The following is a 20,321-nucleotide window of genomic DNA, read 5'->3' as shown; positions in this document are numbered from 1 at the left end:
ATCGGCGTCGGCACTTCAAGGTCACGTCGCCCAGAATGCCGGAGCACTGGCGCAGTTGGCTTTAATCAGTTGTACCGCCTGGTCGATGTCCTGCTCCGTGGTGAAACGACCCAGGCTCAAGCGCACGGTGCGACTCGCCGAACGGGCATCATGCCCCAGGGCCAGCAACACGTGGGAAGGCGAATTGCTCGCGGAGTTGCAGGCCGAGGTCGCGGAAAACGCGATCGAGGCACTCAACGCCGCTGGATTGAACTCGCCTTCGCCGAAGGTCAGGCTCAGGGTATGGGGAATGCGCTGGGTCGGGCTGCCATTGAGCCGAACCCCGGGCAGACTCAGCAGCGAATCGAGCAAGCGCTGGCGCAGACGCACGATGGTGGCCTTCTCTTCATCGAACACTTGTGCCGCCAACGCGAAAGCCACGCCCATGGCGGCAATTTGATGGGTCGCCAGCGTACCGGAACGCAAACCGCCTTCGTGGCCGCCACCGTGAATCTGCGCCAGCACGCGCTCACGGGCGCGGGGCCCGACATACAGCGCGCCGATGCCCTTGGGGCCATAGAGCTTGTGCGCCGAAAAGGACATCAGGTCCACCGGCAATCGAGCCAGGTCGATCTGGACTTTCCCCGCGCCCTGCGCGGCATCGACATGGAACAACCCGTCGCGGGCGCGCACGACTTCGCCAATGGCGGCGATGTCATTCAGCGTGCCCAGTTCGTTGTTGACCAGCATCAACGACACCAGAAAGGTGTCTTCGCGCATCGCCTCGCTGACGGCTTGCGCGGTGATCAACCCTTGCGCATCCGGCACCAGGTAGGTCACGGCAATGCCGCTGTCCTGCAATTGCCTGGCCGTGTCGAGAATCGCCTTGTGCTCGATCTGGCTGGTAATGATGTGGCCGCCGGACACCCCGCGGGCCTGGGCCACGCCCTTGAGGGCGAGGTTATTGGACTCGGTGGCGCCGGATGTCCAGACGATCTGCGACGCATCGGCTCCGACCAGTTCGGCCACTTGCTGGCGCGCCCGCTCGACCGTTTGCCGGGCCTGCTGGCCGAATGCATGGGAACTGGACGCCGGGTTGCCGAAATTGCCGGCAAACCCCAGACACTCGACCATCACCTCAATGACTCGCTCATCCACCGGCGTGGTGGCAGCGTAGTCGAAATACAACGGACGTTTATTCATAAAAGACTCGCAGAGCTTGTTCCGGGATCGAGCGCCGGAATTCGGTGCACCAGCAATACCCGATCGGATGCGTAAAGGAAGTACGACTTCATTTAAAAGTGCGTAGGAACGCTCCTGAGGGCGAGCTTAACAGGCATCGGGCAAGGGGTTGAAGCAATGCGTCAGCTAAAACTTTCCAGCAACAGCGGATACAGCGAAACCACCAGCAGCGCGGCCATGCCCCAGTTGAACAGGCGCAACCAGCGGCGATCCTTGAGCACATTGCGCAACAGCGTGCCGCACGCCGCCCAGACGCCGACGCTCGGCAGGTTGATCACGGCAAACACCGCCGCGATCACGATGACGTTGGTGAAATAGCCCTGCATCGGCGTGTAGGTGCTGATGGCACCGATGGCCATGATCCAGGCCTTGGGGTTGACCCACTGGAACGCGGCGGCGCCCAGGTAGCTGATCGGCTTGCCCTGCCTAGACTCACCGTCGGAAACCGGACCGGAACGGGCGATTTTCCACGCCAGGTACAACAAATACGCCGCGCCGACATATCGCAACACGGTGTACAGCAACGGGTAGGTCTGGAACACCGCGCCCAGGCCGAAACCCACCGCCACCACCAGCGAAAAGAAACCGCAGGTAATGCCGAGCATATGGGGGATGGTGCGGTTAAAGCCGAAGTTCACACCCGATGCCAGCAACATGGTGTTGTTCGGGCCGGGAGTGATCGAAGTGACAAGCGCAAACAGGGCAAAGCCCAGCAGCAGGTCGAGCGAAAGCGTCATCGGTGGCAGTCCATCAGGGTCGGTCAGGTATCGACCCTATCGCACGCCACCCCGGAAACCCATGGACAGTTGAGCGAAACTTCGGGCGGTACAGTCGCTCAGCTTGGACGGCCATGCAGTTGGACGGCACGTTCGGCGCTCATCTCACCCTGCTTATCGAAACCGTAGGTTTTCTGTGGCAGGCCGAGCAATTCGGCTTTTTTCGCGTGGTATTCGTCGAACGACAAACCACGACGGTTCAACGCCTCCAGCGCCAGTTCCCGGGTTTCCTCGGCCGTGTAGGGGCGCAATTCCGGGGATACGTGGTTGGCACATCCGGCAAGAACGGTGACCGCGAGCAGCAAGAAAGGGGTGAGTAGCGTTTTCATGATAAGGCGTCCTGGCATCTGGGTTCGGGGCAATGAACACAGGCTACTCGCGCCCACAGACGGGCAGAAATCAACGCTTTCGATAGTGGCTATCGACTTTTCCCAATGACTGGGCCTTCGCGGTCTTATATTCACTAAGGATCTATAAATATTTATTTATCGTATTTTGAGGAATAAGCGTAAGGCTTTATAACAATCCCAACGCCTGAACCAACTGTTGCCCACGCAACTGTTCGCCAGGCAACAGTCATTCAACAAACAGTCCTGAAAAACCAACAGTGCGCAGCCGTCGGTGCGTCGCAGGCCACGCAATACCTGGGCCTGGCGGTTTGGTACAGCTCTTGCTCAAGCCCTGTGACTATTCACTGCTCCCCGAGCAACTGTTCAAAAAGGAACTGATGATGTCGCGTCCATTGAAAGTCGTCGCCCTTTCCGGCGGAACCTGGCGTCCGTCCCGCACCCTGGTACTGACCCAGGCGTTGCTGGCCGAACTGGCCGGGCAATTACCGATCGAAAGCACGCTGATCGAACTGGGCGATATCGCACGCCCACTGGGCGCCGCCCTGTCGCGTCAGGAACTGGCGGCCGACATCGAGGCGCAGTTGCGAGCCATCGAGACCGCCGACCTGCTGATCGTCGCGGCGCCGGTCTATCGCGGCTCCTACCCGGGACTGCTCAAGCATCTGTTTGATCTGATCGACCTTAACGCCCTGATCAACACGCCGGTGCTGCTCGCTGCCACCGGTGGCAGCGAACGCCATGCGCTGGTCCTCGATCATCAGTTGCGTCCGCTGTTCAGTTTCTTCCAGGCCCTGACCCTGCCCATCGGGGTCTACGCCACCGAGGCCGATTTCGCCAATTATCAAATAACCAGTGAGCCCTTGAAGGCCCGCATTCGTCTTGCTGCAGAACGCGCTGCGCCGTTGTTCGGCGTGCACCCCAACAATCTGCTGAAAATTGCTTAAGGACTTCTTCATGGATGTTTTCTGGTTCCTGCCGACCCACGGCGACGGCCATTACCTGGGCACCACCCAAGGCGCACGCCCGGTGACCCTCAACTACCTGAAACAGGTGGCGCAGGCCGCCGACAGCCTCGGTTACCACGGCGTACTGATTCCCACCGGGCGCTCCTGCGAGGACTCATGGGTCATCGCTTCGGCCCTGGTGCCCCTGACCGAACGCCTGCGCTACCTGGTGGCGATTCGCCCGGGAATCATTTCGCCGACCGTCTCCGCGCGCATGGCCGCGACCCTGGATCGCCTGTCGGGCGGCCGCTTGCTGATCAACGTGGTGACCGGCGGTGACCCGGACGAAAACCGCGGCGACGGGATTTTCCTCGATCATGGCGAACGTTACGAAGTCACCGATGAATTCCTCAGGATCTGGCGCCGCGTGTTGCAAGGCGAAGCGGTGGACTTCGAAGGCAAGCATCTGCAGGTGCAGAACGCCAAGGCGCTGTATCCACCGGTGCAGAAACCCTATCCACCGCTGTACTTCGGCGGATCGTCCGAAGCCGCCCATGACCTCGCCGCCGAGCAGGTCGATGTCTACCTGACCTGGGGCGAACCACCGGCGGCCGTGGCGCAGAAGCTCGCCGATGTGCGCGAGCGCGCCGCCCGTCACGGGCGCACGGTGAAGTTCGGGATTCGTTTGCACGTGATCGTCCGCGAGACGGCCGAAGATGCCTGGAAAGCCGCGGACAAGCTGATCGAACACATCAGCGACGAGACCATCGCGGCGGCGCAGAAATCGTTCTCGCGTTTCGATTCCGAAGGCCAGCGGCGCATGGCGGCGCTGCATGACGGCCGCCGTGACAATCTGGAAATCTCCCCCAACCTGTGGGCCGGCGTCGGCCTGGTGCGCGGCGGTGCAGGGACGGCGCTGGTGGGTGATCCGCAACAGGTGGCGGCACGCATCAAGGAATACGCGGACCTGGGAATCGAGAGCTTCATCTTCTCCGGCTACCCGCACCTCGAAGAAGCCTATCGCTTCGCCGAGCTGGTGTTCCCGCTACTGCCCGAACCTTACGCGAGCCTGGCGGGGCGCGGTGTCACCAACCTCACCGGGCCGTTCGGCGAAATGATCGCCAACGACGTGCTGCCCGCCAAAGCCACGGCCTGACCCACGCCAAACCCTGTCGGAGCTTGCTCGCTCCGACAGGGGATCGCGCCAAATTCATTGAGGAACCCCGCGTGACTGCCAAGCCGCAAAGCGCCCTGATTTCCCCCCTGCAAACCGCCCGCCGACTGGCCGCCGAGTTTGCCCTGACGGCTGTCGAACGCGATGAGCGCGGCGGTACACCGAAAGCCGAACGTGACGCCTTGCGCGACAGCGGCCTGCTGGCCTTGAGCATTCCCACCCAGTACGGCGGCCTCGGCGCCAGCTGGAGTGACACCCTGAACATCGTGCGCGAGTTCGCCAAGGTCGACAGCTCGATTGCCCACGTCTTCGGCTTCCATCACCTGATGCTCGCCACCGTGCGCCTGTTCGCCCGCCCCGAGCAATGGCAGCCCTGGTTCGAACAGACCGCACGCAAGAACTGGTTCTGGGGGAACGCCCTCAACCCGCTGGACACCCGCACCGTGGTCAAGGACCTTGGCGGCTGGCGTGAGTTTTCCGGCAAGAAGAGCTTCTGTTCCGGCGCCAGCGATTCGCAAATGCTGATCGCCTCGGCCGTCGACGAAAGCGCGGGCGGCAAGCTGCTGATTGCGGCCATCCCCAGCGGTCGCAGCGGCATCACCTTGCACAACGACTGGAACAACATGGGCCAGCGCCAGACCGACAGCGGCAGCGCCTCGTTCGAGCGGGTGCGGGTCGAGGAGTCGGAACTGCTGCTCGATCCGGGCCCATTGAGCACGCCGTTTGCCTGCCTGCGGCCGTTGATCGCGCAACTGACCTTCACCCACATGTTCCTCGGCATTGCCGAAGGCGCTTTCGAAGAAGCGCGACAATACACCCTCACCGAAACCCGCCCATGGCATAAATCCAACACCCAGGACGTGCGCCAGGACCCTTATGTGCTCGGCCATTACGGCGAGTTCTGGGTCGCGCTCGAAGGCGTTCGGTTGCTGGTGGAACGCGCCGCCGAGCTGCTCGACAAGGCCTGGGCGAAAGGCCCCGGCCTCAGCGCCGAAGAGCGCGGCCACCTCGCCACGGCGATCGCCACCGCCAAGGTCGCCGCCACCCGCAACGGCCTGGAACTCTGTAGCCGCTTGTTCGAAGTGACTGGCGCGCGCTCGACTCACGCCTCGCTGCGCCTGGACCGCCACTGGCGCAACCTGCGCACGCAGACCCTGCACGACCCGGTGGATTACAAAATCCATGAACTGGGCGATTGGGCGCTGAACCAGTCCCTGCCGATTCCGACTTTCTATTCATAATTTGCCTACATGGAGCGTGCCCCCATGCAACTGCTGACCTTACCGCCCTCGCCCGCTCTGGCCACCTCGATCCGCGCCACGGCCCAAGTGTTCGAAGACCCGAAATCCCAGGCACTGCTGGCGCATCTGCAACAAGTCGCGCCGAGTGAGGCCAGCGTGCTGATCATTGGCGAAACCGGCACCGGCAAGGAGTTGGTGGCCCGGCATATTCACAACCTCAGCGCCCGGCGTAACCGGCCGTTCGTGGCGGTGAACTGCGGCGCGTTCTCCGAATCCCTGGTCGAGGCCGAGCTGTTCGGCCACGAAAAAGGGGCTTTCACCGGCGCCTTGAGCGCCAAGGCCGGCTGGTTCGAAGAGGCTGACGGCGGCACCTTGTTCCTCGATGAAATCGGCGACTTGCCGATGGCGATCCAGGTCAAGCTGCTGCGGGTCCTGCAGGAACGCGAGGTGGTGCGGCTGGGCTCGCGCAAAAGTATTCCGATCAACGTACGGGTGCTGGCGGCGACTAACGTACAGCTGGAAAAAGCCATCAACGCCGGGCATTTCCGCGAGGACCTGTATTATCGCCTGGACGTGGTCAGCCTGGAGTTGAGCCCGCTGCGCGAGCGGCCCGGCGATATCCTGCCGCTGACCCGCCATTTCGTCGACGCCTACAGCCAGCGCCTGGGCTACGGCACCATCACCATCAGCAAGGAAGCCGAGCTGAAACTGCGTAGCTACAGTTGGCCGGGCAACATCCGCGAACTGGAGAACGTCATTCACCATACCCTGCTGATCTGCCGCAACGGGGTGATCGAGCGCGACGACCTGCGCCTGTCGCACATGCGCATCGAACGTCAGGACGATGGCCACGGGCATCACCACGATTCACCGGAAGCCCTGCTCGACCGGGCTTTCCAGAAACTGTTCGAGGAACAGGCCGGCGCACTGCACGAAAAAGTCGAGGACGCCTTGCTGCGCGCGGCCTATCGCTTCAGCCACTACAACCAGGTGCACACCGCTGCGCTGCTGGGTTTGAGCCGCAACGTCACGCGCACCCGGCTGATCAAGATTGGTGAGCTGGCGGTGAACAAGCGCCGCCCGACGGAAAACGTTCAGGGCGAGCGTTTGATGCAGCTGTCGATTTAATTCACCAGGTTGCAGTGCAGCGCGTTGTCCGGGCTGCGTTCCAGGCTGTGCAGCACCTGGAACGAGCCGAACGTCACGGTTTTCGCCTGATGGGCGCGAATCAGCTGCCAGAAGTCCTGCTCGCCGCTTTCAAAGCTCTGAAACGCCGCCTCCCCCGCCTCACGCGATTGCCATTGCAGGTAATTGAGCACCCGTCGGCCATCGTCGCTGGCCTGGATACTCGCACTCAGGAAACCGCTGTACCCTTGGGCCAGGCGTTCAGTTTGCCGGGACAACGCCGATACCAGGGCCGGTTGCTGGTGGGGTTCGATCTCGAATTCGATCAACTGGGTGAAACTGCGATTTTTCTCTAACGCTTGCATGAAAAGTCCCCACTGACGTGTAAGCCGAATCTTGCGATCCGAAGACCTGCAGGGTAAAACCTCTAGTTAAGTCAAGGTCAAGAGACATTTTCAATGATCACCCCGGAACAGGTGCATAAAGAACTTACCGTCGGCCAGCTTGCCGCCCGCAGCGGCGTGGCCGTCACGGCACTGCATTTTTATGAATCCAGGGGCCTGATCAAAAGCAATCGCAATCAGGGCAACCAGCGGCGTTATCCCCGGGAAGTCCTGCGGCGGGTGGCGCTGATCAAGGTGGCGCAACGGCTGGGCATTCCCTTGGCGGACATTGGTGCGGCCCTCAAATCCCTGCCGGACAACCGGGCGCCGACAGCGGCGGATTGGCAGGTGCTGTCGGCGCAGTGGGGTCGGGAACTGGATGAGCGAATCCAACAACTGACCTTGCTGCGGGACAAGCTCAATGGCTGCATTGGCTGCGGCTGCCTGTCGATGGAGGCGTGTCCGCTGCGCAATTTCGGCGATGTACTGGGCGAGCAAGGGGCCGGGGCACAGTTGCTGGAACCGGGGGGCTGATCCGAAATAGTGTGACGCCCTTCGCGAGCAAGCCCGCTCCCACAGGTATTGCTTCAATCCTTGTGGGAGCGAGCCTGCTCGCGATGGCGTCAAATGCAAATCAACGAAATTTCAGAACCCCGGCGCAATCTGACCTTTGTAGCGGGTCAGAATGAACTGCCGCACCTCATCCGAATTCAGCGCCTTGGCCAGCTTCTGCAGGCCTGGGTCGTTGATGTTGTCCGGGCGGGCCACGAGGAATTCGATGTACAGGCTCTTGCCCTTTTCGACGATCAACGCGCTGTTGGTGTCGATTCCGGCCTCCAGCGCGTAGTTGGCGAACACGAACGCCAGGTCCACCTGACTGACCGAACGTGCCAGCAATGCGCCTTCCAGTTCACGGATCTTCAGGTGCTTGGGGTTTTCGATGATGTCGCGCTGGGTCGCCAGGGTGTTGCTCGGGTCCTTGAGCTTGATCAGCCCGGCCTCGTGCAGCAGCACCAGCGCACGACCGGTGTTCACCGGGTCGTTGGGGATCGAGACGCTGGCACCGTCCTTGAGCTCGGCGATGTTCTTGATTTTGGTCGAATAGGCACCGAAGGGTTCGATGTGCACGCCCACCACCGGCACCAGGTCGGTGTGACGGGTCTTGTTGTAGTCATCGAGAAACGGCCGGTACTGGTAGTAATTGGCATCGAGGTTTTTCAGCGCCAGTTGCTGGTTGGGCTGGATGAAGTCGGTGAACACCTTGATGTTCAGGTCCACGCCTTCCTTGGCCAGGGTCGGTTTGACGAACTCGAGGATTTCGGCGTGCGGCACCGGTGTCGCACCGACCGTCAGTTTTTCGTTGGCGTGAACGCTCAACGACACAAGGGCGGCCAGAATGGCCAGGGTCTTTTTCATGTTGCGCTCCTAGGCAGATAAGGTGGCCGTCGTGGGGTGGACGTGGGGCCCGTTCGTTTTCGTTGCGTCTTTCAATCAGGGAATCGGATGTTCAGCGGCGGCTGTAGCGCGCCACCAGACGGTCACCGCTCATTTGCAGGGCCTGGACCAGGATCAACAGCAGCACCACAGTGACCACCATCACGTCGGTCTGGAAACGCTGATAGCCGTAGCGGATCGCCAGGTCGCCCAGACCACCGCCGCCGATGACCCCGGCCATGGCCGTGTAGTCCACCAGCACGATTGCGGTCACCGTGACCGCTGCGAGCAACCCGCCCCGGGCTTCGGGCAACAGGGTGTGGCGGATGATCTGCCAGGTGGTGCCGCCCATGGCCTGGGTCGCTTCCACCACCCCGCGATCGACCTCGCGCAGTGCGGTTTCAACCAATCGGGCGAAGAACGGCGTGCAGCCGACCACCAGTGGTGGAATGGTTCCGGGGACACCCAACGACGTGCCCACCAGCAGCGTGGTCAGGGGAATCAGCACAATCAGCAAAATGATGAAAGGCAGCGAGCGCAGCATGTTCACCAACACCGACAGCACCCGGTACACCCCGATGGCTTCGTGCAACTGGCGCTTGCCGGTGAGGAACAGCACCACGCCCAGGGGCAAGCCCAGCAGCACGGTAAAACCGAGGGCGGCGCCGAGCATGGCCAACGTGTCGAGACACGCCTGGCCGATGTCCGCCCAATAAATGTTCTTGAACAGTTCGCCCATGATCACGACCAGTCGTGGCGCGGCGGTTTCACGCCGTTGAGCAGCCAATTGCCGATCACGTGGTACTTCCAGCGTACCGGGTCGTGCAAGGTGTGGACCCGGGCGTTGCGCCAGTGGCGGTCGAAATTGTGCTTTTTCAAGGTCGAACGGGTACCGCCCAGTTCGAACAGCTTGTTGCTGGCCTCGATGGCGATTTCCGTGGTCAGCACCTTGGCCCTGGCAACTGCGAGGGACGCCTGGGCGACATTGTGTTCATCAGGTGCCGAACGTGCGGCATCCAGCGCCCAACCCGCGCGTTCGAGCAGCGCTTCGGCGGCCTCCAGGCGAATGTCTAGGGCGCCGACCTGAATGATGGTCAGCGGGTCTTCGCTGGCCTTGTCCACACCGGCATCGATCCATGGCCGCGCAAACTGGCGGACGAAGGCAATGGTGTCCCGTAACGCGGCGCGGGCGATGCCGGCGTCGATGGCGGCGGTGGTCAATTGCGCGAACGGGCCGGCCAGAGTCGGGCTTTCGTAGGAGCGATAGGTAGGGAACACGTTGAACGCCGGGACGTGCAGGTCCTCGGCCAGCACCGTGCCGCTGGAGGTGGTGCGCTGACCGATGCTGTCCCAGTCGTCGACGATCACCAACCCCGGGGTGCCGCGCGGGACGAACGACAACTGGCCCTTCTGCTCCTCGTCCAGCGCCAGCACCGCCAGCCAGTGGGCATACAGCGAGCCGGTGCAATAGCCCTTGCGTCCGTTGATGACGTGGCCATCGCCATAGGGGCGAATGGTCGCCTGGATATCCTGCACGTTCTTGCCGCCGGTTTCCGACAGGGCATTGGCAAAGCGATGCCCTTGCAGCGCCAGGCCAAAGAAGTGCGCCTGCTGCTCGGGAGTGCCTTGCAGACGAATGTCCTCCAGCAGGCAGTAGTGGTTCTGCGGGATCTGTCCCAGGGAGGGGTCGGCCGCCGAAATAATCGCGATCACCTGCGCCAGCACCGCGTATGACACCTGCGCTCCGCCGAACGCCTTCGGCACGCTGATCCCCCACAGGCCACTGTTGGAGTATAGGTCGACGATCTGCGCAGGCACCTGGCGCGTGCGATCGCGCTCGGCGTCCTGCTCCAGCAACGCGGCGGCGACACGCTCGGCCACGCGCAAGGCCTCGGCCTCATCGGCGATCCGATGGGCGGCGGGAGGATTGATCGGATAAACGGCAGATTCAGGCATACATGTCTCTCGGTACCAGTGTTTACCGAGGGTGTTGCAGCTTCCGTGCCTGACGGCCAAAGCCCCTGTTTACGGGCAGCTCAGGGCTTCCCAGACGACGTGAACAGGCGCAAGCCAGGCATTCTGTTGCTTCGCTGTTGATGGCTGAACAGTGACGCTGCGCCCGGTCGGGCACTCGGTACGTGCCAGGCGCCCTGTCCTATAGTGAATCGGCAACGCAACACCCACCACAAGAACAGGGAGACGAATCATGAGCGTCAAACCCATCCCGGAGGGGTATCCCGGCATCACCCCTTACCTGGGCATCAGAAAGGCCGCCGAGGCCATCGAGTTCTACAAGAAAGCCTTCGGCGCCATCGAAATCATGCGCCTGTCCATGCCGGACGGCGGCGTCGGCCACGCCGAACTGCGCATCGGCGATAGTCCGATCATGCTGGGCACCCCGTGTGACCAGGGCCCCTTGAGCAATCCGGATACCGCGCCGTCCGTGGGCCTGCACCTGTACGTCACGGATGTGGACACGTCCTATCAGCAGGCGATTGCGGCGGGCGGCACCGTGGTGTCCGAGGTCAAGGATCAGTTCTACGGTGACCGGTCCGGCACGCTGAAGGACCCCTTCGGGCATTTGTGGTTCCTGGCGACGCGCAAGGAAGATCTGACCCAGGCGCAGATCGAACAGCGGGCCAGGGAGATGTTCGAGCAGGGGTGATGGCCGGACAAGTCCGCCCAAAGTGGGAGCGGGTTTGCTTGCGAAGAGGGTGTGTCAGTTGGCAGTTCTGTCGCTGATACACCCGCTTCGCGAGCGAGCCTGCTCCCACTGTTTTTTGAGGCGCCTGCAGAAATAGGAAACATTTACTTTCATATTCACTTCGGGATTTTGAACTCTCATCCGTCTTATATAGATGCAGTCGGTTCGCGTAGGCAAAAGCCACGACCGTACTTTTCATGGACCTCACGCTGGGAAGCCCGCAGCAGGGGCCCTCTCATCCCATACAAGACCCCCATCATGTCGAAGAAATCCCGTTCAAAACTCTGGTTTCTGGTCCATAGCTGGCTGGCCCTGCCGATCTGGTTTTTCGTGCTGATCGTCTGTGTGACCGGCACGCTGGCGGTGGTCAGTCAGGAAATCGTCTGGTTGGCCAACCCGCAGATGCGTGCGACCCAGCCTGCGGACGATGCGCCGCTGCTGAGCTACGACCAGATCCTGGCTGAAATGAAGAAGGCCGAGCCCAATACCCTGGTCGAATCGATCAGCCGCCCGGACGAATCGCATTTCGCCCTCAATGCCCGCGTCACCTACCCCGACGGGCGCAGCGTGACGGTCTACGTCAATCCGTACAGCGGGGTCATCCAGGGCGTCGCGCCAGAATTCAACTTCCAGGCCTTTACCCGCGCCCTGCACGGTTGGTGGCTGGTGCCTTTCACCAACGGCTACAGCTGGGGCTGGTACCTGGTGTCGTTCCTCAGCCTGCCGATGCTGGCGTCGCTGATCACCGGGCTGGTGGTGTACAAGCGCTTCTGGAAGGGCTTTTTGCGCCCGACCCTGCGTCTGCGCCACGGCGCGCGGATTTTCTGGGGTGACTTCCATCGACTCAGCGGCATCTGGTCGATCTGGTTCATCGCCACGATCTCCGTCACCAGCACCTGGTTCCTGGCGGAAGCGTTCCTGTTCGACAACCAGATCTCGATTTCCACCGCCCCGGTTGCGCCGGTGGTGCCACGTGACAGCGTGCCGCTCACGACCGATGGCTCGCCAGCCCCGATGATCAGCCTGGAAGCAGCGATCAACCAGGTCAGGGAGCGTATTCCGGGTCTCGACGACAGCTTCGTCAGGCTGCCTGCCAACGCCTACAGCTTCCTCTCAGTGGGCGGCCGCAGCTGGTACCCGTTGATTTACCAGACCGCCGAGGTCAACCCCTACACGGGCGAGATTGCCGTGAGCCGCCTGCTGTCGGACCGTTCGGGTCTGGAGCTGGTGACCGAATCGATGCGCCCACTGCACACCGGTGACTTCGGTGGCCTGTGGATCAAGCTGATCTGGTTCTTCTTCGGCCTGCTGCTGAGCATGATGGTCTTGAGTGGCCTGCTGATCTGGACCAAGCGCACTGCGCTCGCGACAGCCAACGCACTCAAGCGCGAGAAAAAGCGCCCTCGGACCGCCGAGACCGCCCAGGTCACCCACCGCGACACCACGGAGGTCAGCCAATGAGCCTGTTCACCGCTGAAAAACCGGGTTCCGCACTGAGCCGCTTCTGGCACAAGTGGCGTTTCCATATCAATATTTTGCTGTTGCTGGTGCCGCTGGGTTTCATGCCCAAGTACTTCGCCGACGCCGCGTTGTTTCGGGGTGATACGGGGCTGGGTGAACGTGAAGTCGGGGACGTGCAGGTCGGTCCGTGGAGCATGCGTCTGGCGGAGTTTCGCAATGAAGCCCCACGCCCCGATCCGGCCGGCTACATGAAAAGCTTCAACGCCGCGCTGTGCGACAGCTGCCGCGACCAGGTCAAGGCCACGTACCTGCGCATCGGCAAGCCACGCAGCCTGCGCGCTGCCGGGGTGATTTTCTTCGGCACGCCGTACCGCATGGGGGCGATGCTGCCGATCCCTGAAAAGACCAAGGTCACCGATGAGCTCTGGATCACGATGGAAGGTTGGGACGGTTCGATGCATCAGGCATCCGTTCCCCTGAGCCAGGCATCCCCGGCCACCGCGGCGTGGCTGAACAAACAAGGAGGCAAACCATGATCAACGCACTTCGCCCGCTCCACACCGCATTGCTGGTGCTGTGCGCCGGCTTCAGCGCCAGCGCCCTGGCACACAACCCGATGTGCGAGTGCAAGGCCATCGACGCCGAGCAGATCGAATGCACCGGCGGATTCTCCGATGGCAGCGGCGCACCGGGCGTGACCCTCGATGTGATCGGCTACGACGAAACCGTCCTGGTGCCGGGCAAGCTCGGCGCCGATTCGAAACTGACCTTCAAGAAGCCCGGCGCCGAGTTCTACGTGTTGTTCGACGCCGGTCCCGGCCACGTCGTCGAGATTGACCAAGCGGACATCCAGGCCCCATGAGTACGCCAACCACGCACGTCGTCCGCCCGGCCGGTGCCGGTCATGAAACCCTCAATGTGCTGCTGTTGTGCCTGTTGATCCTGGCGGTTGCCGGTACGGTGGTCGCCTGGCGCCATGAGTCCCAGGACACCACCGCCATCACCAGCCATCAGCTGGATGCCCGCCGCGATCTCAGCGCCTCCGAGCAAGGCATCTATGCCGACCTGCGGGTGACGCTGGACGAGATCCACCTGCTGCGCCAGGAACAGCAAACCCTGCCGACGCCTGAAACCCTCGCCGAAGAAGGTTTCGCGCCGTTTGCCCAGGACGCCAGCTCGGTCAGCCGTGGCGGCCATGCCTGGCAACTGATCGACGCCAAGGCGTATTTCGGCCACAGCCAGGCGCCCGCCGTCGCGGGCTCGTTCCTGATGCGCCTGGATGCGGATGACAACGCCCCCGACATCTGGCTCAACCGTGCTGCCGATCTCAAGGCGCCCGTCGACCTGACTGACGCCGCGCTGGAAAGCGCCGGCTGGCAGCAGATCGTTGCGCAATTCGACGCCGGCGTGACCCGCCAGCATCGGCACTGACCCCTCGCCCTCATTCGAGAGAAGACCGCTTTCCCATGCCTATTTCATCTCAACGCTCTTTTTGGCGGCCGCTGCTGGTCGGCCTGCTCGCCTGCCTGCTGATGCCCGTGGCCAGTGCCGACGACGCCAAGCGCCTGCGCATCGGCATCACCCTGCACCCTTACTACAGCTACGTGGCCAACATCGTCGGTGACAAGGCCGAAGTGGTGCCGCTGATTCCGGCCGGTTTCAACCCGCATGCCTATGAACCCCGTGCCGAAGACATCAAGCGCATCAGCGGACTGGATGTGATCGTGCTCAATGGTGTGGGTCATGACGACTTCGCCGACCGCATGATCGCCGCCAGCGAAACGCCCAACGTGGCCGTGATCGAAGCCAACGAGAACGTGCCGCTGCTGGCCGCCACCGGGGTCGCCGCCCGTGGCGCCGGCAAAGTGGTGAACCCGCACACCTTCCTGTCGATCAGCGCCTCGATTGCCCAGGTCAACAACATCGCCCGTGAACTGGGCAAGCTCGACCCGGCCAATGCCAAGACCTACACGCAGAACGCCCGCGCCTACGGCAAACGCCTGCGGCAGATGCGCGCCGACGCCCTGGCGAAACTGACCCAGGCACCGAATGCCGAACTGCGGGTGGCCACCGTTCACGCGGCGTATGACTACCTGCTGCGCGAGTTCGGTCTCGAGGTGACTGCCGTGGTCGAGCCGGCCCATGGCATCGAGCCAAGCCCCAGCCAGTTGAAAAAAACCATCGATCAACTGCGTGAGCTGGACGTGAAGGTGATTTTCTCGGAGATGGATTTCCCGTCCACCTACGTCGACACCATTCAACGCGAGTCCGGGGTGAAGCTGTACCCGCTGTCCCACATTTCCTACGGCGAATACACCGCCGACAAGTATGAGAAGGAAATGACCGGCAACCTCAACACCGTGGTTCGGGCAATTCAGGAGTCAGGGGCATGACGGCCAAAGAAACCCTCATCAACTCCGAAGCCCCTGTGGGAGCGGGCTTGCTCGCGAAAGCGGACTATCAGTCGACTTCAACGTTGACTGATCCATCGGTTTCGCGAGCAAGCCCGCTCCCACAAAGTGCCGGGCCAACCCTCGATTTTGCAGAAGTCAGCCTCACGCTGGGCCGCACCACCATCCTCGACAAGGTGACCTTCCAGGTTCAGCCCGGCAGCGTGCATGCGCTGGTCGGCCCCAACGGCGGCGGCAAGAGTTCGTTGATCAAGACCCTGCTCGGGCAGATGCCCCATCAGGGACGCCTGAGCCTGCAATGGCCCGGCGAACCCGGCACCATTGGTTATGTACCGCAAGCGCTGGAGTTCGATCGCGGCCTGCCGATGACCGTCGACGATTTCATGGCCGCGATGTGTCAGCGGCGTCCGGCGTTCCTCGGGCTGAGCAAGCACTATGCGGCCGCCATCGGCGACGCGCTGGAGCGGGTCGGCATGCAGGATAAACGCAAGCGGCGCATGGGCGCGTTATCCGGTGGCGAGCGTCAGCGGGTATTGCTGGCGCAGGGGCTGATCCCGTCGCCGCAATTGCTGGTGCTGGACGAACCGATGTCAGCCCTCGATGAGGCAGGCATCCAGGTGTTCGAGCGGTTGCTGGGCGACTGGCGCCAGAGCGGCATCACCGTCCTGTGGATCGAACATGACCTGGAAGCCGTCGGGCGTCTGGCTGATCGCGTCACCGGCCTCAATCGCCGGGTGCTGTTCGATGCCACGCCCAAGCAGGCATTGACCCCGGACACCCTGATGACCCTGTTCTCCACCCACCCACGGAGCGCTGCCTGATGAGTTACGAAGCCTTTCGCTTGATGGTCCAGGGCTGGGCGTCATCGGGTTACCTGCCGGAAGCGCTGGCCTATGGGTTCGTGGTCAACGCCCTGCTCGCCGGCTTGCTGATCGGCCCGGTGCTGGGCGGCCTCGGCACGCTGGTGGTGGTCAAGCGCTTCGCGTTCTTCTCGGAAGCCGTGGGGCACGCAGCCTTGACCGGCGTGGCCATCGGCATTCTGCTCGGCGAGCCCTACACCGGGCCTTACGGCAGCCTGTTCGGCTACTGCCTGTTGTTCGGCATCCTGCTCAACTACCTGCGCAACCGCACAGGCCTGGCGCCGGACACGCTGATCGGGGTGTTCCTCTCTGTGTCACTGGCCCTGGGCGCAAGCCTGTTGCTGGTGCTGGCGGGCAAGATCAACGTGCACATCCTGGAAAACGTACTGTTCGGCTCGGTGCTGACGGTCAACGGCAATGACCTGCTGGTGCTGGCCATCGTCGGCTCACTGGTCATGGCCCTGGCATTGCCGCTTTACAACCGCATCATGCTCGCCAGTTTCAACCCGCAATTGGCGGCGGTACGCGGTGTGGCGGTGAAGGCCCTGGATTACCTGTTCGTGATCCTGGTGACGCTGATCACCGTCGCGGCGGTGAAAGTCATCGGCGCGATTCTGGTCGGTGCGTTGCTGGTGATCCCGGCCGCCGCAGCGCGTTTGCTCAGCCAGTCGCTGAAGGGTTTTTTCTGGTGCTCGGTGCTGATTGCCACGGTCAGTACCCTGTGCGGAATTCTCGCGCCGATCGTCTTTGACCTGCCGATCCCGTCCGGTGCCGCAATCATTCTGATGGCCGGTATCGCCTTCGCCCTGGCCGCCATTGCGCGCGGCGTCGTCCCCAGCCTGAAAGGGAATCTTGGATAAATGTCATTTTCTCTGCGTCAACTGACACTGGCCGTCGCCCTGTGCGGGCTGGCCAACACCACCTTTGCGGTAGACAGCGCCAAACCGCTGCACGTGCTGGCGTCCCTGCCGATCACCTACGGCCTGGGCGAGGTCTTGCTCAAGGGCACCCACGTCAACCTTGAGCGCGCCGCGCCGGCGAACCTGCCCGGCAGCCGCCAGAGTGCCTACTTCACGGGCCGTGGCGCACCGGCGCTGGCCAAACTGGCGACCGACGCCGATGCGGTGATCGGCGTACGCTCGTTGTGGGCCGATGACTCGCTGTACCCGATTTCACGTCGCAGCAACATCCGCATCGTCGAAATCGATGCCGCGCGTCCGGTGGACGGCGCCCTGCCCGGCATTGCCGTACAGCCGGGCAACAAGGTCGACGGCCTGAACAGCCAGCCATGGCTGTCGAGCAACAACATGGGGCGCATGGCGGACGTGATGGCAGCGGACCTGGTGCGCCTGGCGCCCGCCGAAAAGCCGACCATCGAAACCAACCTGGCGGCGCTCAAGCAGCGTTTGCTCAAGTTCAGCGCCGACAGCGAAGCACGGCTGGCCAGCGCCGACAACCTGAGCGTGATGAGCCTCAGCGACCACTTCGGCTACCTGGTTGGCAGCCTCAACCTTGAACTGATCGGCGTCGATGCCCGCCCGGATGCCGAGTGGACGCCAGAATCGCTGAAACAATTGACGGCGACGCTCAAGGACAATGACGTGGCGGTGGTGATGCACCATCGAGAGCCATCGGACGCGGTGAAAGCCGCCATTACCGAGGCTGGCAGCCGACTGGTGGTGCTGAGTATCGATGCTGCAGACCCGGTGGCCGAACTGGAAGGCAATGTGGATCTGGTAATCAAGGGGTTGAGTGGGGCTTGAGGCCCCGATCCTCGCAGGAGCGAGCTTACTCGCGAATGGACGTCAACGATGACGCCGGCTGCCTGAGTTTCCGCAGTGGCTGTACGTCCTTCGCGAGCAAGCTCGCTCCTACAGGCATGATGTTGGCAATAACAAAAAGCCCGCTGACCTCATCGGTCCAGCGGGCTTCTTTTTGTGGGGCGACGTCAGTGCGCCACAGTCGCCTGCTCTTCCATCTTTTTGCGCAGGCTCAACGGACGCATGTCCGTCCAGGTTTCCTCGATGTAGGCCAGGCATTCCTTTTTCAGGCCGCTCTTGCCCACAGTGCGCCAGCCTTCGGGCACGGCTTTGTAGTCGGGCCAGATCGAGTATTGCTCTTCATGGTTGACCACCACCTGGAAGAGGATGTCCTCGCGGTCGAATACTGAAGTCATGGTGTCTCTCCATCGCTGTTGGGTGGGCTGCGCCGTGTGCGCAGCCGTTATGTAGAAAGAACGTTCCGGAGGCCGGAAAATTTAGAGGCTGGCAGTGGCGGCGGCCATCGCCCGACCGAAAATCTCTGCCACCTGATCGACCTCCGCTGCGGTGATGATCAATGGCGGCAGGAAACGCACCACGCCACCATGGCGCCCGCCCAGCTCGAGAATCAGCCCGCGCTTGAGGCACTCGCGCTGAACCAGCGGCGCCAGGCGCCCGAACACCGGTGGGTGACCCAGCGCATCCGGCGTGCCCGTCGGGTCGACCAGTTCCACGCCAAGCATCAGGCCGCGACCGCGAATGTCGCCCAGTTGCGGGAAGTCGCGTTGCAGGATGCGCAGGTGTTCGCTCAGGCGTTCACCCATGGCCGCTGCGTGCTCGCACACTTTGTGCTCGACCAGATAACGCATCACGGCGGAACCGGCGGCCATCGCCATCTGGTTGCCACGGAAGGTCCCGGCATGGGCGCCCGGCAGCCAGGTGTCGAGCCCGTCACGGTAGACCACCACCGCCAGGGGCAGGCTGCCCCCGATGGCCTTGGACATCACCACGACGTCCGGAATAATGCCGGCGTGCTCGAAGGCGAACATCTTGCCGGTACGGGCAAACCCACTCTGGATTTCGTCGACGATCAACGCCACGCCGGCTTTCTCGGTAATGCGGCGCAAGCCACGCAACCAGTCGAGGTCCGCCGGGATGACCCCGCCTTCGCCCTGCACCACCTCCACGATCACGGCGGCGGGCAACTGCACGCCGGCCTCGGGGTCGTTCAGCAGGTTTTCCAGGTAGCTGAGGTTGGCCTGTACGCCTTGCGCACCCCCGAGGCCGAACGGGCAACGGTAGTCGTAGGGATAAGGCATGAACTGCACGCCACTGCCGAGCAGGGCCCCCAACGGTTTTTTCGGCCCCAGGCTGCCCATCAGGCTCAGCGCGCCCTGGCTCATGCCGTGATAGCCGCCCTGGAACGACAGCACGGTGCTGCGCCCGGTGGCCGTGCGCACCAGCTTCAACGCCGCTTCCACCGCATCGGTGCCGGTCGGGCCGCAGAACTGGATTTTCGCTTGCGCGGCCAGTGCGGGCGGCAGCAAGCCGAACAGGTCCTGGACGAACTGGTCCTTGACCGGGGTGGTCAGGTCGAGGGTGTGCAAGGGCAGTTCATCGGCCAGCACTTGCTGGATCGCTTCGATCACCACCGGGTGATTGTGCCCCAGGGCCAACGTCCCGGCGCCGGCCAGGCAGTCGATGAAACGGCGGCCTTCGACGTCTTCGACGTGGATGCCTTTGGCGCGCTTGAGCGCCAGGGGAATGCGCCGCGGGTAGCTGCGGGCGTTCGATTCCTGTTGGCTCTGGCGTGCCAGCAGCGGTGATTCGCTGAACTGATAAAGCGTCTCGGCAGGCGCCGGAGCGGTCCGGGCCGACTGATCTTCCATAAGGCTGGTAGCGACTGACATCTCTCGACCCTCAATAGGTTTTCCTGTTCTGGAAACGCATCAGCGCGCTGAGGATTTAGCCCCTTGATCGGCTTTCTCGCGAGGCCACGCCAGTAGCTTGTGCATCGGAATGGCGTGCAGCCCGGCGACGGTGAAGGTTTCGGCGCAGGGCCGATAGCCGAGGTGATGATAAAAGGCCTGGCTGGTGTGCGTGCTGTTGAGCCGGGCTTCCACCACCCCCTGGTCGCTCAGCCAGCCTTCGAGGTCGCGCACCAGCGCCTGTCCGGCACCCCGCCGAAACGATTCCGGCTGCACGTAGCAGAGCGCGATCGTGCCGCTGACGGCCGCCATCGCCACGCCCACCGGTTTGTCCTGCAACAGGGCAAGGTTGAGGTACAGCCGGGGGTCGGCCAGCCACGGCTGAATGTGCTCGATGGATTTGTTGCGGGTCCAGGCGGCGACGATCTGTGGGTCGTTGCGGTGGTCGAGCGCACAGCCAATGCGGATCGAACGTTCGATGATGCGGCTGATGATGCCGGCGTCGGCAGGGGTTGCCTTGCAGATGTGCACGGATGCTTCCATGGTGCC

General features: G+C 62.8%; 24 protein-coding genes. 14 read left to right on the top strand and 10 right to left on the bottom strand.

Annotation, left to right across the window (positions count from 1 at the left end; translation table 11 throughout):
• Positions 1 to 21: 21 nt before the first annotated feature.
• From ACM6IM_RS02420 to ACM6IM_RS02410, 3 genes are all read right to left on the bottom strand, one after another.
• Positions 22 to 1,182: a cysteine desulfurase family protein gene (locus tag ACM6IM_RS02420; protein WP_414864072.1), complete on the bottom strand. Its 1,161-nt coding sequence runs from the start codon at positions 1,180 to 1,182 to the stop codon at positions 22 to 24.
• A gap of 161 nt (positions 1,183 to 1,343) precedes the next feature.
• Positions 1,344 to 1,958, bottom strand: a complete 615-nt coding sequence (locus tag ACM6IM_RS02415; protein WP_192306353.1) for a LysE family translocator — start codon at positions 1,956 to 1,958, stop codon at positions 1,344 to 1,346.
• Positions 1,959 to 2,056: 98 nt separating this feature from the next.
• Positions 2,057 to 2,326, bottom strand: a complete 270-nt coding sequence (locus ACM6IM_RS02410; RefSeq protein ID WP_414864071.1) for a hypothetical protein — start codon at positions 2,324 to 2,326, stop codon at positions 2,057 to 2,059.
• A 401-nt stretch (positions 2,327 to 2,727) separates the two neighbouring features.
• Here ACM6IM_RS02410 and msuE point away from each other — a divergent pair, with 401 nt between their 5' ends.
• The 4 genes from msuE to ACM6IM_RS02390 all read left to right on the top strand — a co-directional run bounded on the left by msuE (position 2,728) and on the right by ACM6IM_RS02390 (position 6,834).
• Positions 2,728 to 3,291 carry an FMN reductase gene (gene msuE / locus ACM6IM_RS02405; protein ID WP_414864070.1) on the top strand — a complete coding sequence of 188 codons (564 nt, stop codon included), beginning with the start codon at positions 2,728 to 2,730 and terminating at the stop codon, positions 3,289 to 3,291.
• A gap of 10 nt (positions 3,292 to 3,301) precedes the next feature.
• Positions 3,302 to 4,447: an FMNH2-dependent alkanesulfonate monooxygenase gene (ssuD, locus tag ACM6IM_RS02400; RefSeq protein ID WP_192306347.1), complete on the top strand. Its 1,146-nt coding sequence runs from the start codon at positions 3,302 to 3,304 to the stop codon at positions 4,445 to 4,447.
• A 71-nt stretch (positions 4,448 to 4,518) separates the two neighbouring features.
• On the top strand, positions 4,519 to 5,706 hold the full coding sequence (locus ACM6IM_RS02395) for an acyl-CoA dehydrogenase family protein (RefSeq protein WP_414864069.1): 1,188 nt from the start codon (positions 4,519 to 4,521) through the stop codon (positions 5,704 to 5,706).
• A 24-nt stretch (positions 5,707 to 5,730) separates the two neighbouring features.
• Positions 5,731 to 6,834, top strand: coding sequence for a sigma-54 interaction domain-containing protein (locus ACM6IM_RS02390; RefSeq protein ID WP_192306343.1), 1,104 nt, complete (start codon positions 5,731 to 5,733; stop codon positions 6,832 to 6,834).
• On the opposite strand, the gene ACM6IM_RS02385 is transcribed toward ACM6IM_RS02390, so the two are convergent.
• Entirely contained in the window at positions 6,831 to 7,196 is a 366-nt protein-coding gene (locus ACM6IM_RS02385) for an antibiotic biosynthesis monooxygenase (RefSeq protein WP_414864068.1), read from the bottom strand. The genes ACM6IM_RS02390 and ACM6IM_RS02385 overlap by 4 nt on opposite strands.
• Positions 7,197 to 7,289: 93 nt before the next feature.
• On the opposite strand from ACM6IM_RS02385, the gene soxR reads away from it, so the two are divergent.
• Positions 7,290 to 7,748, top strand: a complete 459-nt coding sequence (gene soxR, locus ACM6IM_RS02380; protein ID WP_414864067.1) for a redox-sensitive transcriptional activator SoxR — start codon at positions 7,290 to 7,292, stop codon at positions 7,746 to 7,748.
• Positions 7,749 to 7,859: 111 nt separating this feature from the next.
• Here the strand turns inward: soxR and ACM6IM_RS02375 are convergent, their stop codons facing one another.
• The 3 genes from ACM6IM_RS02375 to ACM6IM_RS02365 form a co-directional block, all read right to left on the bottom strand.
• Positions 7,860 to 8,630, bottom strand: coding sequence for a MetQ/NlpA family ABC transporter substrate-binding protein (locus ACM6IM_RS02375; protein ID WP_371051408.1), 771 nt, complete (start codon positions 8,628 to 8,630; stop codon positions 7,860 to 7,862).
• A gap of 91 nt (positions 8,631 to 8,721) precedes the next feature.
• The gene (locus tag ACM6IM_RS02370; RefSeq protein WP_192306421.1) at positions 8,722 to 9,387 is read right to left on the bottom strand and encodes a methionine ABC transporter permease; all 666 of its coding nucleotides are present in this window, start codon (positions 9,385 to 9,387) and stop codon (positions 8,722 to 8,724) included.
• A gap of 2 nt (positions 9,388 to 9,389) precedes the next feature.
• Positions 9,390 to 10,604 carry an SfnB family sulfur acquisition oxidoreductase gene (locus ACM6IM_RS02365; protein ID WP_414864066.1) on the bottom strand — a complete coding sequence of 405 codons (1,215 nt, stop codon included), beginning with the start codon at positions 10,602 to 10,604 and terminating at the stop codon, positions 9,390 to 9,392.
• A gap of 250 nt (positions 10,605 to 10,854) precedes the next feature.
• Here ACM6IM_RS02365 and ACM6IM_RS02360 point away from each other — a divergent pair, with 250 nt between their 5' ends.
• From ACM6IM_RS02360 to ACM6IM_RS02320, 9 genes are all read left to right on the top strand, one after another.
• Positions 10,855 to 11,313 carry a VOC family protein gene (locus tag ACM6IM_RS02360; RefSeq protein WP_414864065.1) on the top strand — a complete coding sequence of 153 codons (459 nt, stop codon included), beginning with the start codon at positions 10,855 to 10,857 and terminating at the stop codon, positions 11,311 to 11,313.
• Positions 11,314 to 11,610: 297 nt separating this feature from the next.
• Positions 11,611 to 12,813, top strand: coding sequence for a PepSY-associated TM helix domain-containing protein (locus ACM6IM_RS02355; RefSeq protein WP_414864064.1), 1,203 nt, complete (start codon positions 11,611 to 11,613; stop codon positions 12,811 to 12,813).
• The gene (locus ACM6IM_RS02350; protein ID WP_414864063.1) at positions 12,810 to 13,349 is read left to right on the top strand and encodes a thiamine pyrophosphate-binding protein; all 540 of its coding nucleotides are present in this window, start codon (positions 12,810 to 12,812) and stop codon (positions 13,347 to 13,349) included. The genes ACM6IM_RS02355 and ACM6IM_RS02350 overlap by 4 nt, the downstream gene beginning before the upstream one ends.
• Positions 13,346 to 13,675 (top strand): hypothetical protein, encoded by a 330-nt coding sequence (locus ACM6IM_RS02345; RefSeq protein WP_192306327.1) that lies wholly within the window; start codon positions 13,346 to 13,348, stop codon positions 13,673 to 13,675. Before ACM6IM_RS02350 ends, ACM6IM_RS02345 begins: the two co-directional genes overlap by 4 nt.
• Complete coding sequence (locus ACM6IM_RS02340; protein ID WP_414864062.1) at positions 13,672 to 14,244, top strand: DUF6162 family protein; 573 nt, start codon at positions 13,672 to 13,674, stop codon at positions 14,242 to 14,244. The genes ACM6IM_RS02345 and ACM6IM_RS02340 overlap by 4 nt, the downstream gene beginning before the upstream one ends.
• Positions 14,245 to 14,279: 35 nt before the next feature.
• Positions 14,280 to 15,206: a metal ABC transporter substrate-binding protein gene (locus ACM6IM_RS02335; protein WP_414864061.1), complete on the top strand. Its 927-nt coding sequence runs from the start codon at positions 14,280 to 14,282 to the stop codon at positions 15,204 to 15,206.
• The gene (locus ACM6IM_RS02330; protein ID WP_414864060.1) at positions 15,203 to 16,045 is read left to right on the top strand and encodes a metal ABC transporter ATP-binding protein; all 843 of its coding nucleotides are present in this window, start codon (positions 15,203 to 15,205) and stop codon (positions 16,043 to 16,045) included. The genes ACM6IM_RS02335 and ACM6IM_RS02330 overlap by 4 nt, the downstream gene beginning before the upstream one ends.
• A complete protein-coding gene (locus tag ACM6IM_RS02325) occupies positions 16,045 to 16,944 on the top strand; it encodes a metal ABC transporter permease (protein WP_192306322.1) in 900 nt (299 codons plus the stop codon). Before ACM6IM_RS02330 ends, ACM6IM_RS02325 begins: the two co-directional genes overlap by 1 nt.
• The gene (locus tag ACM6IM_RS02320) at positions 16,945 to 17,847 is read left to right on the top strand and encodes a metal ABC transporter substrate-binding protein (protein ID WP_414864059.1); all 903 of its coding nucleotides are present in this window, start codon (positions 16,945 to 16,947) and stop codon (positions 17,845 to 17,847) included.
• Between the two features lie 185 nt (positions 17,848 to 18,032).
• Here the strand turns inward: ACM6IM_RS02320 and ACM6IM_RS02315 are convergent, their stop codons facing one another.
• The 3 genes from ACM6IM_RS02315 to ACM6IM_RS02305 all read right to left on the bottom strand — a co-directional run bounded on the left by ACM6IM_RS02315 (position 18,033) and on the right by ACM6IM_RS02305 (position 20,315).
• A complete protein-coding gene (locus ACM6IM_RS02315; protein ID WP_192419397.1) occupies positions 18,033 to 18,260 on the bottom strand; it encodes an MbtH family protein in 228 nt (75 codons plus the stop codon).
• Between the two features lie 81 nt (positions 18,261 to 18,341).
• Entirely contained in the window at positions 18,342 to 19,754 is a 1,413-nt protein-coding gene (locus ACM6IM_RS02310) for an aspartate aminotransferase family protein (protein ID WP_414864058.1), read from the bottom strand.
• 39 nt (positions 19,755 to 19,793) lie between these two features.
• Entirely contained in the window at positions 19,794 to 20,315 is a 522-nt protein-coding gene (locus ACM6IM_RS02305) for a GNAT family N-acetyltransferase (RefSeq protein WP_414864057.1), read from the bottom strand.
• Positions 20,316 to 20,321: the final 6 nt, after the last annotated feature.

Origin of the sequence: Pseudomonas sp. IT-P12 (genome assembly GCF_949767465.1) — a bacterium.
Lineage (GTDB): Bacteria > Pseudomonadota > Gammaproteobacteria > Pseudomonadales > Pseudomonadaceae > Aquipseudomonas.
This window is presented reverse-complemented; position numbering and strand designations above follow the sequence as displayed.